Source organism: Cupriavidus taiwanensis, assembly GCF_900250075.1.
Lineage (GTDB): Bacteria > Pseudomonadota > Gammaproteobacteria > Burkholderiales > Burkholderiaceae > Cupriavidus > Cupriavidus taiwanensis_C.
On record NZ_LT977070.1, the window covers coordinates 3,304,480 to 3,318,139 of the forward strand.

At 66.6% G+C, this 13,660-nt stretch carries 15 protein-coding genes; 9 read left to right on the forward strand and 6 right to left on the reverse strand.

Annotated elements, in window-relative coordinates; genetic code table 11:
* Nucleotides 1-196: 196 nt before the first annotated feature.
* From CBM2588_RS15415 to CBM2588_RS15430, 4 genes are all read right to left on the reverse strand, one after another.
* Entirely contained in the window at nt 197-973 is a 777-nt protein-coding gene (locus CBM2588_RS15415; RefSeq protein ID WP_115681217.1) for an enoyl-CoA hydratase, read from the reverse strand.
* An 87-nt stretch (nt 974-1,060) separates the two neighbouring features.
* Complete coding sequence (locus CBM2588_RS15420) at nt 1,061-1,813, reverse strand: amino acid ABC transporter ATP-binding protein (RefSeq protein WP_115681218.1); 753 nt, start codon at nt 1,811-1,813, stop codon at nt 1,061-1,063.
* A 37-nt stretch (nt 1,814-1,850) separates the two neighbouring features.
* Nucleotides 1,851-2,504, reverse strand: coding sequence for an amino acid ABC transporter permease (locus CBM2588_RS15425; protein ID WP_012353984.1), 654 nt, complete (start codon nt 2,502-2,504; stop codon nt 1,851-1,853).
* Nucleotides 2,505-2,610: 106 nt separating this feature from the next.
* Nucleotides 2,611-3,402, reverse strand: a complete 792-nt coding sequence (locus CBM2588_RS15430; RefSeq protein WP_115681219.1) for an amino acid ABC transporter substrate-binding protein — start codon at nt 3,400-3,402, stop codon at nt 2,611-2,613.
* Nucleotides 3,403-3,666: 264 nt separating this feature from the next.
* Here CBM2588_RS15430 and paaG point away from each other — a divergent pair, with 264 nt between their 5' ends.
* From paaG to paaK, 3 genes are read left to right on the forward strand one after another with little or no spacing between them, the layout of a single operon-like run.
* On the forward strand, nt 3,667-4,491 hold the full coding sequence (paaG, locus tag CBM2588_RS15435; protein ID WP_115681220.1) for a 2-(1,2-epoxy-1,2-dihydrophenyl)acetyl-CoA isomerase PaaG: 825 nt from the start codon (nt 3,667-3,669) through the stop codon (nt 4,489-4,491).
* 44 nt (nt 4,492-4,535) lie between these two features.
* Nucleotides 4,536-4,988 carry a hydroxyphenylacetyl-CoA thioesterase PaaI gene (paaI, locus tag CBM2588_RS15440; RefSeq protein ID WP_115681221.1) on the forward strand — a complete coding sequence of 151 codons (453 nt, stop codon included), beginning with the start codon at nt 4,536-4,538 and terminating at the stop codon, nt 4,986-4,988.
* Nucleotides 4,989-5,039: 51 nt separating this feature from the next.
* A complete protein-coding gene (paaK, locus tag CBM2588_RS15445; RefSeq protein ID WP_115681222.1) occupies nt 5,040-6,344 on the forward strand; it encodes a phenylacetate--CoA ligase PaaK in 1,305 nt (434 codons plus the stop codon).
* 78 nt (nt 6,345-6,422) lie between these two features.
* Here the strand turns inward: paaK and mltA are convergent, their stop codons facing one another.
* Nucleotides 6,423-7,568, reverse strand: a complete 1,146-nt coding sequence (mltA, locus tag CBM2588_RS15450; protein WP_115681501.1) for a murein transglycosylase A — start codon at nt 7,566-7,568, stop codon at nt 6,423-6,425.
* Between the two features lie 124 nt (nt 7,569-7,692).
* Between mltA and CBM2588_RS15455 the strand changes: the two genes are divergently transcribed.
* Nucleotides 7,693-7,908, forward strand: a complete 216-nt coding sequence (locus CBM2588_RS15455) for a hypothetical protein (protein ID WP_115681223.1) — start codon at nt 7,693-7,695, stop codon at nt 7,906-7,908.
* Between the two features lie 13 nt (nt 7,909-7,921).
* On the opposite strand, the gene apaG is transcribed toward CBM2588_RS15455, so the two are convergent.
* A complete protein-coding gene (gene apaG / locus CBM2588_RS15460) occupies nt 7,922-8,296 on the reverse strand; it encodes a Co2+/Mg2+ efflux protein ApaG (RefSeq protein ID WP_012353991.1) in 375 nt (124 codons plus the stop codon).
* A gap of 278 nt (nt 8,297-8,574) precedes the next feature.
* Between apaG and rpe the strand changes: the two genes are divergently transcribed.
* The 5 genes from rpe to trpD all read left to right on the forward strand — a co-directional run bounded on the left by rpe (nt 8,575) and on the right by trpD (nt 13,649).
* Complete coding sequence (gene rpe / locus CBM2588_RS15465) at nt 8,575-9,276, forward strand: ribulose-phosphate 3-epimerase (protein WP_115681224.1); 702 nt, start codon at nt 8,575-8,577, stop codon at nt 9,274-9,276.
* Nucleotides 9,273-10,016, forward strand: coding sequence for a phosphoglycolate phosphatase (gene gph, locus CBM2588_RS15470; protein ID WP_115681225.1), 744 nt, complete (start codon nt 9,273-9,275; stop codon nt 10,014-10,016). Before rpe ends, gph begins: the two co-directional genes overlap by 4 nt.
* A 437-nt stretch (nt 10,017-10,453) precedes the next feature.
* The gene (gene trpE / locus CBM2588_RS15475) at nt 10,454-11,971 is read left to right on the forward strand and encodes an anthranilate synthase component I (protein WP_115681226.1); all 1,518 of its coding nucleotides are present in this window, start codon (nt 10,454-10,456) and stop codon (nt 11,969-11,971) included.
* A 20-nt stretch (nt 11,972-11,991) separates the two neighbouring features.
* Complete coding sequence (locus CBM2588_RS15480) at nt 11,992-12,561, forward strand: aminodeoxychorismate/anthranilate synthase component II (protein WP_115681227.1); 570 nt, start codon at nt 11,992-11,994, stop codon at nt 12,559-12,561.
* 62 nt (nt 12,562-12,623) lie between these two features.
* Nucleotides 12,624-13,649 (forward strand): anthranilate phosphoribosyltransferase, encoded by a 1,026-nt coding sequence (gene trpD / locus CBM2588_RS15485; RefSeq protein WP_115681502.1) that lies wholly within the window; start codon nt 12,624-12,626, stop codon nt 13,647-13,649.
* Nucleotides 13,650-13,660: the final 11 nt, after the last annotated feature.

Genomic DNA, 13,660 nt, shown 5'->3' on the forward strand with positions numbered 1-13,660 from the left:
GTGCCGCGTCGTGTTGCGAGGGGGCGAATATTAGGCCGGTTTCGCCGCCCTTGCAACACCTTTGTCACGATGATCCGCTAAACGTTCCCGCGATTATCGTGTAAGCCTTTGAATCACATAGGGAAACAGCCACATCACGGGTCGGAAGCAAGGCAATAGCCCTTCTCCACCCTCGGGTATTCCCTGATCCCGGAGCCTAACGGTGCTGGAAATTCGGGCCGCGCTTCTCGACGAAGGCGGCCATGCCCTCCTTCTGGTCTTCGGTGGCGAAGGTGGCATGGAACAGGCGGCGCTCGAAGTGGACGCCCTCGGCCAGCGTGGTCTCGTAAGCGGCGTTGACCGATTCCTTGATCATCATGACTACCGGCAGCGAGAACCCGGCGATGGTCTCGGCCGCCGCCAGCACTTCGTCCAGCAGCTTGTCGGCCGGGACCACGCGCGACACCAGGCCCGCGCGTTCGGCTTCGGCGGCGTCCATCATGCGCGCGGTCAGGCACAGGTCCATCGCCTTGGCCTTGGACACCGCGCGCGGCAGGCGCTGGGTGCCGCCGGCGCCGGGCATGGTGCCGAGCTTGACCTCGGGCTGGCCGAATCTGGCCGAGTCCGCCGCGATGATGATGTCGCACATCATCGCCAGTTCGCAGCCGCCACCCAGCGCATAACCGGCTACGCCGGCGATGACCGGCTTGCGGATCTTGCGGATGGTTTCCCAGTTGCGAGTGATGTAGTCGCCCTTGTAGACGTCCATGAAGGAGTACTTGGCCATCATGCCGATGTCGGCGCCGGCGGCGAAGGCGCGCTCGCTGCCGGTGATGACGATGGCGCCGATACCTTCATCCTGGTCAAAGGCGGTCAGCGCGGCGCCCAGTTCATCCATCAGCGCATCATTGAGCGCATTCAGGGCCTTCGGGCGGTTCAGCGTGATCAGGCCAACACGGCCGCGGGTCTCGACCAGGATGTTCTCATACGGCATGTCTTCTCCTAAATATGATCAGGCGGATGGCATGGTCGCCACCGGCTGCGGGCTATTCTGCCATCGGTTGCGGCGTGACGGCGCCGGCTAGAGCATGTGCGCGAGGAATTCGCGGGTGCGCGCGTGGGCCGGGGCGCCGAACACTTCTGCGGGAGGGCCTTCCTCGAGAATCTGGCCCTCGTCCATGAATACGACGTGGTTCGCCACTTCACGCGCAAACCCCATTTCATGGGTGACGACGAGCATGGTCATATGTTCTTCCGCCAGTTGCCGCATGGTGCGCAGCACCTCGCCGGTCAGTTCCGGATCCAGCGCGGAAGTGGGCTCGTCGAACAGCATGATGTCCGGTTCCATCGCCAGCGCGCGCGCAATCGCCACCCGCTGTTTCTGGCCGCCGGACAGCCGCGCCGGGTAGTTGTCGCGCTTGGCCAGCAGGCCCACCTTGCGCAGCAACTCCTCGGCCTGCGGGATCACCGCATCGCGCCGCAACCCCTTGACGGTCATCGGCGCCTCGATGATGTTCTGCAACACCGTCATATGCGGAAACAGGTTGAACGACTGGAACACCATGCCCATCTTGCGGCAGATGCGACGCACGTCCGCGTCCGGCACATAGCGGGCCGCGCTGTCTGGGCCGGCGGCGGCCAGCGTCTCGCCCTCGATGTGAAGGCTGCCGCGGTCGATCACCTCGAGATGATTCAGGCAACGCAGCAAGGTACTCTTGCCCGAGCCCGACGGGCCGATCACCGCGGTGACATCGCCCTTGCGCAAGGTCAGCGAAACACCGCGCAGGACCTGCAGCGGCCCAAACGACTTGTAGATATCCCGTGCCGCGATCATGACGCCAGGCGCATCGGGTGAAGGGGCGCCGTTCGGGCTAGTCATCATGTTTGGCATAGCGTTTTTCGAGATTCTGGAAGAACCAGGTCAGAATCAGCGTCATCACCAGGTAGAACAGCGCGGCGACGAGGAATGGCGTGGTGGTGAAATCGCGCTGCACGATGCCGCGCGCCGTGCGCAGGATGTCGTTGAGCGCCAGCACGTAGATCAGCGAGGTGTCCTTGATCAGCGTAATGGTTTCATTGCTGACCGGCGGCAGCACGCGGCTGACCATCTGCGGCAGCACGACCCGCCGCATGGTCTGGAAGTACGTCATGCCCAGAGCCTTGCTTGCCTCGTACTGGCCGCGGTCGACGGACTTGATCCCGGCGCGGAAGATTTCGGCGAAGTACGCGGCGTAGTTGAGCGCGAAGGCCACCACTGCCGCGGGAAAATCAGGCAGCCGCACGCCGATGACCGGCACGAACGGCAGCGCGAAATATATAAACAGCATCTGCAGCATCAGCGGCGTACCGCGCATCAGCCAGATATAGCCGTTGACCAGGCCGCTCAGCAGCGGCCATGACGAAATGCGCGCCAGTGCCAGCGCAAGCCCCAGCGGCACCGACAGGGCGAGCGTGATGGCGAATAGCGTCAGCGTGACTTTGGCACCCTGCGCCAGCGGCAGCAGAAGAGATAAGACGTAATCCATGCTCGCGCGTACAGAAGGAGGTAAGGCCTCCGGGAAGCCCGCCGAACGGGTCCGGAGTTGGCGTGCCCCTCGCCTGAGCCGCGAGGGGCGTTACGCCGGGTCTGGATTACTTGGTGATGTCGGCGCCAAACCACTGGGTGGCGATACGCGCCGCGGTGCCGTCCTGCTTCATCGACGCCAGGGTCTGGTCGAGCTTGCCGAGCAGTTGAGCATCATCCTTGCGCACGCCGACACCGTATTCCTCGGTGCCGAAGTTCTCCTCCAGCACGCGGTATTCGCCGGCGCGCTTGCTGATCAGGTAGCGGCCCACCACCTCATCCACCACGATCGCGTCGAGGCGGCCTGCCGACAGGTCCATAAGCGCCGTCACGTTATCGCCGAAGGTCTTCAGTTCCTTCAGGCTGGCGGCAATCTGGCTTTCCTTCTTGATGGCATCCACCGCGCTGCTGCCGTCCTGCGCGCCCACGATGCGGCCGGCCAGGTCAGCCTTGGCCTTCACCGGCGACTGGCTGCCGACGATCACGATCTGGTGGTTGGTCATGTACGGCGCGGTAAAGCTGATGTTCTTCTTGCGCTCTTCGGTGATGGTCAGCCCGTTCCACAGCACATCGACGCGCTTGCCGTTCAGTTCCGCCTCCTTGGCGCTCCAGTCGATCGGCTTGAACTCGACCGTCATGCCAAGACGGCGGCTGGCCTCCTTGGCCATATCGATATCGAAGCCGACCAGCTCGTTGTTGGCATCACGGAATCCCATCGGCGGGAAATTGTCGTCCAGGCCCACGATGATCTTGGCGGCCGTATCCGTGCCGGCAGCCGGCGCGGGGGCAGATTCCTTCTTGCCGCACGCGGCGAACAGCGCGACGGACGAGATCAGGAGCAATGCAGCGAACTTCTTCATAGGATTTCCAATGCGGATGGGAGAGCGCGCCGGGCGTCGCTCGCGCAGGCCGGCGGGGTTTCAGATTGTTGTTGGCAGCGCGATTATAGAGCGGTGCCGTCGGCCGGCATTGCGTACCAGCCGGCATTTGCGCCAATCTCTTCCTACCCGCGGGCAAAAATTGGTGCTAACATTTGCCGACCGACTGGTCGGTTTATTTTAGAGGCATCAGCCCGTACCGAGCGCACGCCTGGAGTCATCGATTCCATCCGGCAGGAGACAACAATGCCCCCGACGTCCACGCCCGCTGGCCAGCCGGTCAGCATCGAGAGCGGTCCCATCCTGCTGGCCTGGCAGGGCCCGGTCGCCATCATCACGCTCAATCGTCCCGACAAGCTCAACAGCTTTACCCGTGCCATGCACCAGGCGCTGCAGCAGGCGCTGGACCACGTCGAGGCCGGCGGCGCCCGCGCCCTGCTGCTGACGGGGGCGGGCCGCGGCTTCTGCGCGGGCCAGGACCTGGCCGACCTGGATTTCACGCCGGGGCATATGACCGACCTGGGCGAGCTGATCGATACCTGGTTCAATCCGCTGATCCGCCGCCTGCACGGCCTGCCGCTGCCGGTGGTGGCGGCGGTCAACGGCACCGCGGCCGGTGCCGGCGCCAACCTTGCGCTGGCCTGCGACATGGTGCTGGCGGCGCGCTCCGCCAGCTTTATCCAGGCTTTTGTCAAGATCGGGCTCGCGCCGGACTCGGGCGGCACCTGGCTGCTGCCGCAGCGCATCGGCATGGCGCGCGCGCTGGGCCTGGCCATGACCGGCGAGCGCCTGAGCGCCGAGGACGCCGAAGCCTGGGGCCTGGTCTGGCAGACCATGGACGATCCGCTGCTGCCGGAACAGGCGCTGGCGCTCGCCACGCACCTGGCCGGACAGCCGACGCGCGCGCTGGCCGCGATCAAGCGCGCCATGTATGCCAGCGCCACCGCCACGCTCGACGCCCAGCTCGACCTCGAACGCGACCTGCAGCGCGAGCTTGGCCAGTCCGCCGACTATGCGGAAGGCGTCAACGCCTTCCTCGCCAAGCGCGCCCCGCATTTCACCGGCAAGTAGGATGCGGGCCAGCCCGCCCGCATCCCCAGACACAGGAGATCAGCTTGAAACAGGACCCCCAGGCCCTCGCGGAAGCCGCCGCGGCCGCGATGTATGAAGCCGACACCTGCAGCCGCTGGCTGGGCATCACGGTCCAGGCGGTGCGCCCCGGCTATGCGCGGCTGACCATGCCGGTGCGCAAGGAATTCCTCAACGGCCACGGCATCTGCCATGGCGGCCTGATGTTTACGCTGGCCGATTCCGCCTTCGCCTTTGCCTGCAACAGCCATAACATCAACACCGTGGCGGCCGGCTGCAGCATCGAGTTCCTGCGGCCCGTGCATGGCGACGACGTGCTCACCGCCGAGGCCACTGAACAGGTGTTGTCCGGCCGGCACGGCATCTACGATATCCGCGTGACCAACGCGGCGGGCCAGGCGGTGGCGATGTTCCGCGGCAAGTCCGCGCAGATCAAGGGACACGTGGTGCCGCCGCCCGACGCAATCGACGGCGCCTGAGCAAGGCCTGGCAAGACCCTGATGACAAACGCCCCCCGTGCAGGAGACCTCATGAGCACGCGCCTGACCGATCTGCCCCTGGACCCGATCGAGACCGCCAGCCGCGCCGAACTGCAGGCGTTGCAGCTGGAGCGCCTGAAATGGTCGCTTGGCCACGCCTACGCCCATTCGCCGGTCTACCGGCGCAAGTTCGACCAAGCCGGCGTGCACCCGGACCAGCTGCAATCGCTGGCCGACCTGGCGCGCTTTCCGTTCACCAGCAAGCAGGATCTGCGCGACAACTACCCGTTCGGCATGTTCGCGGTGCCGCAGGAGCGGGTGGCGCGCATCCATGCCTCTTCCGGCACCACGGGCAAGCCCACCGTGGTCGGCTACACGCTGCAGGACATCGACAACTGGGCCACGGTGATGGCGCGCTCGATCCGCGCCTCGGGCGCGCGGCGCGGCGACAAGGTCCATATCAGCTACGGCTACGGGCTGTTCACCGGCGGACTGGGCGCGCACTACGGGGTCGAGAAGGCGGGCCTGACCGCGATCCCGTTCGGCGGCGGGCAGACCGAGCGGCAGGTGCAGCTGATCCAGGACTTCAAGCCGGAAGTGATCATGGTGACCCCCAGCTATATGCTGGCGATCGCCGACGAATTCGAGCGCCAGGGCATCGACCCGGCCAGCACCTCGCTGCGCGTCGGCATCTTCGGCGCCGAGCCGTGGACACCGGAGATGCGGCTGGCGATCGAGAAGCGCATGGGCATTTCGGCGGTCGACATCTATGGCCTGTCCGAGGTCATGGGGCCGGGCGTGGCCAACGAATGCGCCGAAACCAAGGACGGCCCGACCATCTGGGAAGACCACTTCTACCCGGAGATCATCGACCCGGACACCGGCGCGGTGCTGCCCGACGGCGAGTTCGGCGAACTGGTGTTCACCTCGCTGACCAAGGAAGCAATGCCGGTGGTGCGCTACCGTACGCGCGACCTGACCCGCCTGCTGCCGGGCACTGCCCGCGCGGCATTTCGCCGCATGGAGAAGGTCACCGGCCGCACCGACGACATGATGATCGTGCGCGGCGTCAACGTGTTCCCGTCGCAGATCGAGGAACTGATCCTGAAGCAGGCCGAACTGGCGCCGCACTACCAGTGCGTGCTGGGCAAGGACGGCCACCTGGACACACTGACGGTGCGCGTGGAATGCGCCCATGGCGGCGAGCCGGCGCATGCGCAGGCCGCGCGCGAGCGGCTGGCGCATGAGATCAAGTCCTATATCGGGGTGACCGCTTCCATCGAGGTGCTGCCTGAGGGGGGCATCGAGCGCTCGGTGGGGAAGGCGAAGCGGATCGTGGACCAGCGGCCGCGGTGAAATGCGCCAGTGGGCTCCCCTCGCCCGCTTGCGGGAGAGGGGAAACAACATTCGCAGTATTAGCCTGATGGGCTGGCCTTAACTGCGCGGCATCAGCACCCACATCCTGCCGCCCTGCTTCATCCGTCCGGCGGTCTCGCCGGCGGCATCGCCGGCCCCCCAGAAGAAGTCCGCACGCACGCCGCCCTTGATCGCGCTGCCGGTATCCTGCGCGAACATCAGGCGCTGGATCGGCTCGGTCGACAGCGGACGCGTGGTCGACAGGAACACCGGCACGCCCAGCGGGATCGTGGCCGGGTCGACCGCGATCGAGCGCTCCGCGGTCAGCGGCACGCCCAGCGCGCCCACCGGGCCGTCGTTGCTGGGTGGCAGCTCGCGGAAGAAGACAAAGCGCGGGTTGATATTGAGCATCTCTTCGACGCGCCCGGGATTGGCGCGCGCCCAGGCCTTGATGCCCTGCATGGTGGCCTGGGCCGGGGTGATCTCGCCGCGGTCCAGCAGCCACTTGCCGAACGAGCGGAACGGCTGGTCGTTGGTACCGCCGAAGCCCACCCGCATCATGCTGCCGTCCGCCATGCGGATGCGGCCCGAGCCCTGGATCTGCAGGAACGCGGCCTCGACCGCGTCGTCGACCCAGACCAGCTCGTTGCCGCGCATGGCCGGGTTCTGCAGCAGTTCGGCGCGCGCCGGCAGTGCTCGGTTGCCGAACTGCGGCGGCTTGCGGTACAGCGGCACCTGGAATTTGCCCTGGCGCGTGCGCGACCCATGCAGGATCGGCTCGTAGTAGCCGGTGATCAGGCCACTGTCGGTGCCGTCGCCATTGACCACGCGGTATGGCTGGAAGTTGCTTTCGAAGTACGCGCGCATGGCGTTGATGTCGCCGGCATTGACCATCATGCCGGCGGCGCAGGCGCGGGACCATTCCGCGCGCTTCTTCAGCGCCTGGCAGCTTTGCTGCAGCGCCGGCCAGGCGGCGCGCACATCGTCCTGGGCCCAGCCGCCGATCTCGGCCCAGCTGGCCGCCTGCAGCCGGCCCTTCTGCGACGACGCGGTCGGCGGCGTAGTGCCGGACGGGGTGGTCTCGATGCGCGGCGGCGGGCCGCTCATGCAGCCGGCCAGCAGCACCGCGGCGCCGGCCAGCGCGAGCCAGCCGCGCATGCGGCGCGGCGACGGGGAGGAAACCTGGGAAACCTGTGGAATCGGGAAAGCGTCCGCGTATGCCATCTTGCTATTGTTCAAAGTCCTGGAAACCGCAGCGTGCGGGGCGCATTCCGCCGGAATGCCCCTACAATGCCACCGTCATCCCTCAACCACCGCCTGCGCCCCCGCGGGCCGCGCTGCATCTGCCATGAGCAAGTTCTTCGAAGCCCATCCCATGCTGCTGTTCGCCCTGGAAGCCGGCGTGGCGCTGTTCCTGCTGATCTTTATCGTGGTCTGGACCATGGGCACGGCGAAAAAGCACCCGCGTCCCACCCGCGCGCCGTCGGAGCACCCGTCGCGCCAGCCGGCGCAGGGCGACACGCAAGCGCCGCAGCAGGATCAGGACAGCGCACCGCGCCCGTAGGTTCCCCGCACGTTCAGTGCAGCATGCGCGGCAGCACCAGCGCGAACTCGGGGATCGGCACCTCGAAGCGATGGCCGTCCTCGGCCACGCAGAAGTACTCGCCCTTCATCGAGCCCACCGGGGTCGAGATCGTGGCCCAGCTGGTGTACTCGAAATGCTCGCCCGGCTTGAGCAGCGGCTGGTGGCCAACCACCCCCAGCCCGGCAACTTCCTGCGTGCCGTTGTCGCTGTCCGTGATGATCCAGTGCCGCGAGATCAGCTGTGCCGCGACCTCGCCGGTATTGTGGATGGTGATGGTGTAGGCGAAGGCATGGCGCCCGCGCTCGGGGTCGGACTGGTCCGGCAGGTACTGGGTGCGCACCGACACGGAGAAGGCGTACTCGCTCATTTGGGCAGGGCCGGCGGCGGGATCGGCCGGCAGGGAAATGGGTAGCCGCATTGTGCGGGATGGGCGCGGGACGGGCAAGAGCGCGGGCCTGGCGCCGCCCGGACGCGATCGCCCCGGGCGGGCGTAGAATAGCGGTCTTTCAACGCCGTGCCGCCCGCCGTGGCCCCGGCCGCTCTTGCCGCCCTGCTGGCCCCCTGGCTGGTTTCAGCGGCCTGGCGGCGCCCGCGGCCCGCCGCCAGCGGCGATAACAGCATTCCCTGCATTCACCGCGCGCCACCATGACCCAGCCCACCTTCCGCATCGCCCCCTCCATCCTGTCCGCCGACTTCGCCCGCCTGGGCGAGGAAGTCCGCCGCGTGACCGAGGCCGGCGCCGACTGGATCCACTTCGACGTGATGGACAACCATTACGTGCCCAACCTGACCGTGGGCCCGTTGGTGTGCGAGGCGATCCGTCCCCACGTGACCGCGCCCATCGACGTGCACCTGATGGTGCGCCCGGTGGACCGGATCATCCCGGACTTTGCCAAGGCCGGCGCCAATATCATCACCTTCCACCCGGAAGCCAGCGAACACATCGACCGCTCGCTCGCGCTGATCCGGGATAACGGCTGCCAGGCGGGCCTGGTATTCAACCCGGCCACCCCGCTGCACCACCTGGACCACGTGATGGACCGGCTGGACGTGATCCTGCTGATGTCGGTCAACCCGGGTTTCGGCGGCCAGTCGTTCATCCCCGAGACACTGAACAAGCTGCGCGCGGTGCGCCAGCGCATCGACGAATACACCGCGCGCACCGGCCGCACCATCCTGCTGGAAGTGGACGGCGGCGTGAAGGTCGACAATATCGCCGAGATTGCCGCGGCCGGCGCCGACACCTTCGTGGCGGGCTCGGCGGTGTTCGGCAAGCCGGACGCCGACGGCGGCTACCGCGGCATCATCTCGGCGCTGCGCAGCGAACTGGCCAAGGCCGGCCAATGACGGCGGGCATGGCACTGCGCCGCACCGACTGGAGCGGCATCGAAGGCGTGATCGTCGACCTGGACGGCACCATGGTCGATACGGCGGGCGACTTCCACGCCTCGATCAACGCCATGCTGCTGGCGCTGGGCCGCCAGCACCCCAACCTGGGGCCGGTGGCGCCGATGTCCGGGCAGGAGATCGTCAGCTACGTCGGCAAGGGCTCGGAAAACCTGATCCGGCGCGTGCTCGACGCGCGCTTCTCGCCGCTGCACGCCAACGGCCTGTTTGCCGATGCCTACGCGCTCTACGACCGCGAGTACATCCGCATCAACGGCCAGTTCTCGCAGGTCTACCCAGGCGTGCGCGACGGGCTGGCGGCGATGAAAGCGGCCGGCCTGCGGCTGGCCTGCGTGACCAACAAGCCCTACAGCTTCACCGAGCCGCTGCTGGCCAAGACCGGGCTGGCGCCGTATTTCGAGCTGGTCTACGGCGGCGACGCGTTCCAGCTGCGCAAGCCCGACCCCTTCCCGCTGCTCAAGGTGGCGGAGGTGTTCCGGCTCGATCCGTCGGCGATGGCGGCCCTCGGCGACTCGGAAAACGACGCCCAGGCGGCGCGCGCGGCGGGCATGGGCGTGCTGCTGGTGCCCTATGGCTACAACCATGGCAATCCTGTACAAGCCGTCGAGGCCGATGGTATAGTCGACACCATTGCCCACGCCGCAGCGCTGTTTGCGGCACACCGGGCAGGTCATCGCTAGGGTCGGTCATCAGATCGGCCGCGACTGAAATCCCTGAACATTCAATGTTTCTCAACCGCAAACGCATCTCTTCTGGCAGTGATCGGCAGGCCTGGCCCTGGCGTCGCTGGCGCGCCTCCCAACAGGCGTAAAGTGCGTTCGCGAGTCTGCTGACACGCCTTCGATCCGAAGGCGTCGACACCACCGGCCAAGGCGACGAGCCATGCCGGGCATCACCACCCAAACCCGCCGAGCCAGCGTAGCCTTGTTTCTCTGCTACGTTTAGCTCAAGAACGCGCCGCACGCCCGCTTTCCGGCCGTGTGCAGCCTTGTCCGCAAGCTTGCCGCACCACGGTCCGCAACCGGGGCGGAATTCCCATACGCTCCAGCCAACTCTGCCGATATGCGGCACCGCGCCTGACCATCGCTCGCGGCGCGGGCCGAACAAGAGGACCGACATGACCGAACTGGAATTCAAATCGCTGGCCGACCAGGGCTACAACCGCATCCCGCTGATCGCCGAGGCCTTTGCCGACCTGGAAACGCCGCTGTCGCTGTACCTGAAGCTGGCCCAGTCGCAGACCCGCGGCGTCAACACCTTCCTGCTCGAATCGGTGGTGGGCGGCGAGCGCTTCGGCCGCTATTCCTTCATCGGCCTGCATGCGCGCACGCTGCTGCGCGCCTACGGCAACCGCACCGAGGTGGTGACTGACGGCAAGGTGGTGGAAACCCACGAAGGCAATCCCCTCGATTTCATCGCCGAGTTCGAGAGCCGCTTCAAGGTGGCGCTGCGCCCCGGCCTGCCGCGCTTCTGCGGCGGCCTGGCCGGCTACTTCGGCTACGACGCGGTCCGCTATATCGAGAAGAAGCTCGCCAGCACGCAGAAGCCCGACGACCTGAACCTGCCCGACATCCAGCTGCTGCTGTGCGAAGAGCTGGCGGTGATCGACAACCTGTCGGGCAAGCTCTACCTGATCGTCTACGCCGACCCGACCACGCCGGAGGCCTATTCGCGCGCACGCCAGCGCCTGCGCGAACTGCGCATGAAGCTGCGCCAGCCGGTCGACGTGCCGGTGACCAGCCCGTCGGTGCAGACCGAGGTCTACCGCGAATTCGCCAAGGCCGACTACCTGGCCGCGGTGCACAAGGCCAAGGAATACATCATGGCCGGCGACATGATGCAGGTGCAGATCGGCCAGCGCCTGGTCAAGCCCTATCGCGACGCGCCGCTGTCGCTGTACCGCGCGCTGCGCTCGCTGAATCCGTCGCCGTACATGTACTTCTACAACTTCGGCGACTTCCAGGTGGTGGGCGCGTCGCCGGAAATCCTGGTGCGCCAGGAAGCGCGCAAGGTGGGCGCCAACGGCGACACCCGCACCGAACACATCGTTACCATCCGCCCGCTGGCCGGTACGCGCCCGCGCGGCAATACGCCGGACAAGGACGCGCAGCTGGCCACCGAGCTGCTCAACGACCCGAAGGAGATCGCCGAGCACGTGATGCTGATCGACCTGGCGCGGAATGACATCGGCCGCATTGCCGAGACCGGTTCGGTCAAGGTCACCGACAAGATGGTGATCGAGAAATACTCGCACGTGCAGCATATCGTCAGCTCGGTCGAAGGCACGCTGCGCGAGGGCATGAGCAACCTCGACGTGCTGCGCGCGACCTTCCCGGCCGGCACGCTGTCGGGCGCGCCCAAGGTCCATGCGATGGAAATCATCGACGAACTCGAGCCGCGCAAGCGCGGCATCTATGGCGGCGCGGTGGGCTACCTGTCGTTCGGCGGCGAGATGGACCTGGCCATCGCCATCCGCACCGGCATCGTCAAGGACGGCAACCTCTACGTGCAGGCCGCCGCTGGCATCGTTGCCGATTCGGATCCCGAAGCCGAATGGAGGGAAACCGAGGCCAAGGCGCGCGCCGTGATCCGCGCCGCCGAGCAGGTCCAGGATGGCCTGGACTCCGACATCTGAGAGAACAGGAGACAGACGCCATGCTGCTGATGATCGACAACTACGATTCGTTCACCTACAACCTGGTGCAGTACTTTGGCGAACTGGGCGTGGACGTGCGCACCTACCGCAACGACGAGATCACCATCGAAGAGATCGAGGCGATGAAGCCCGACCATATCTGCGTTTCGCCGGGCCCGTGCAGCCCCAGGGAAGCCGGCATCTCGGTGGCGGCGCTGCAGCACTTTGCCGGCAAGGTGCCGATGCTGGGCGTGTGCCTGGGCCACCAGGCCATCGGCGAAGCCTTCGGCGGCAAGGTGATCCGCGCCAAGCAGGTGATGCACGGCAAGGTCAGCACCATCGAGACCACGCAGCAGGGCGTGTTCTCAGGTCTGCCCAGGCACTTCGACGTGACGCGCTATCATTCCCTGGCGATCGAGCGCGAGACCTTGCCCGATTGCCTGGAGATCACCGCCTGGACCCCGGACGGCGAAATCATGGGCGTGCGCCACAAGACGCTCGCCGTCGAAGGCGTGCAGTTCCATCCCGAGTCGATCCTGTCCGAGCACGGCCATGCGATGCTGGCCAACTTCGTCAAGGCGCCGCGATGAGACTGCTCGATTCCGCGCCCGCCAGCCCCCACCACGCCATCCAGACTGCCAACGAGAACGCCATGATCACGCCGCAAGAAGCCCTGACGCGCTGTATCGAACACCGCGAAATCTTCCATGACGAGATGCTGCACCTGATGCGGCAGATCATGCAGGCGCAGATCTCGCCGGTGATGGCCGCCGCGATCCTGACCGGGCTGCGCGTCAAGAAGGAAACCATCGGCGAGATCTCGGCCGCCGCGCAGGTGATGCGCGAGTTCGCCAACAAGGTGGTGGTGAAGGACCGCGAACACTTTGTCGATATCGTCGGCACCGGCGGCGACGGCTCGCACACCTTCAATATCTCGACCGCGTCGATGTTCGTCGCCGCCGCCGCGGGCGCGAAGATCGCCAAGCACGGCAACCGCGGCGTCAGCTCCAAGTCGGGCAGCGCCGACGTGCTGGAGGCGCTGGGCGTGAACATCATGCTGACGCCCGAGCAGGTCGGCCAGTGCATCGAAGAAACCGGCATCGGCTTCATGTTCGCGCCCACCCACCATCCCGCGATGAAGAACGTCGCGCCGATCCGCAAGGAAATGGGCGTGCGCACCATCTTCAACATCCTGGGCCCGCTGACCAATCCGGCCGATGCGCCCAACATCCTGATGGGCGTGTTCCACCCCGACCTGGTCGGCATCCAGGTGCGGGTGATGCAGCGCCTGGGCGCGCAGCACGCCATCGTGGTGTACGGCAAGGACGGCATGGACGAGGTCTCGCTCGGCGCCGCGACGCTGGTGGGCGAACTGAAGGACGGCGAAGTGCGCGAGTACGAGATCCACCCCGAAGACTTCGGCTTGTCGATGATCTCCAACCGCGGCCTGAAGGTGGCCGATGCCGCCGAATCGAAGGACATGCTGCTCGAGGCGCTGTCCAACGCGCCGGGCACCCCGCGCGAAATCGTGTCGCTGAACGCCGGCACCGCGCTGTACGCCGCCAACGTGGCGGACTCGGTCGAGGACGGCATCCGCCGCGCGCGCGAAGCCATCGCCAGCGGCGCGGCCCGGCAGAAGCTCGACGCCTTCGTGCGGGCCACGCAGCAGTTCAAGTAAGAGACGCCGAT

What these genes read in the sequence shown, in the direction of transcription:
- CBM2588_RS15415 (WP_115681217.1), bottom strand. Translation starts at nt 973, where the DNA reads ATGCCGTATGAGAACATCCTGGTCGAGACCCGCGGCCGTGTTGGCCTG.
- CBM2588_RS15420 (WP_115681218.1), bottom strand. Translation starts at nt 1,813, where the DNA reads ATGATCGCGGCACGGGATATCTACAAGTCGTTTGGGCCGCTGCAGGTC.
- CBM2588_RS15425 (WP_012353984.1), bottom strand. Translation starts at nt 2,504, where the DNA reads ATGGATTACGTCTTATCTCTTCTGCTGCCGCTGGCGCAGGGTGCCAAA.
- CBM2588_RS15430 (WP_115681219.1), bottom strand. Translation starts at nt 3,402, where the DNA reads ATGAAGAAGTTCGCTGCATTGCTCCTGATCTCGTCCGTCGCGCTGTTC.
- paaG (WP_115681220.1), top strand. Translation starts at nt 3,667, where the DNA reads ATGCCCCCGACGTCCACGCCCGCTGGCCAGCCGGTCAGCATCGAGAGC.
- paaK (WP_115681222.1), top strand. Translation starts at nt 5,040, where the DNA reads ATGAGCACGCGCCTGACCGATCTGCCCCTGGACCCGATCGAGACCGCC.
- mltA (WP_115681501.1), bottom strand. Translation starts at nt 7,568, where the DNA reads ATGGCATACGCGGACGCTTTCCCGATTCCACAGGTTTCCCAGGTTTCC.
- CBM2588_RS15455 (WP_115681223.1), top strand. Translation starts at nt 7,693, where the DNA reads ATGAGCAAGTTCTTCGAAGCCCATCCCATGCTGCTGTTCGCCCTGGAA.
- apaG (WP_012353991.1), bottom strand. Translation starts at nt 8,296, where the DNA reads ATGAGCGAGTACGCCTTCTCCGTGTCGGTGCGCACCCAGTACCTGCCG.
- rpe (WP_115681224.1), top strand. Translation starts at nt 8,575, where the DNA reads ATGACCCAGCCCACCTTCCGCATCGCCCCCTCCATCCTGTCCGCCGAC.
- gph (WP_115681225.1), top strand. Translation starts at nt 9,273, where the DNA reads ATGACGGCGGGCATGGCACTGCGCCGCACCGACTGGAGCGGCATCGAA.
- trpE (WP_115681226.1), top strand. Translation starts at nt 10,454, where the DNA reads ATGACCGAACTGGAATTCAAATCGCTGGCCGACCAGGGCTACAACCGC.
- CBM2588_RS15480 (WP_115681227.1), top strand. Translation starts at nt 11,992, where the DNA reads ATGCTGCTGATGATCGACAACTACGATTCGTTCACCTACAACCTGGTG.
- trpD (WP_115681502.1), top strand. Translation starts at nt 12,624, where the DNA reads ATGATCACGCCGCAAGAAGCCCTGACGCGCTGTATCGAACACCGCGAA.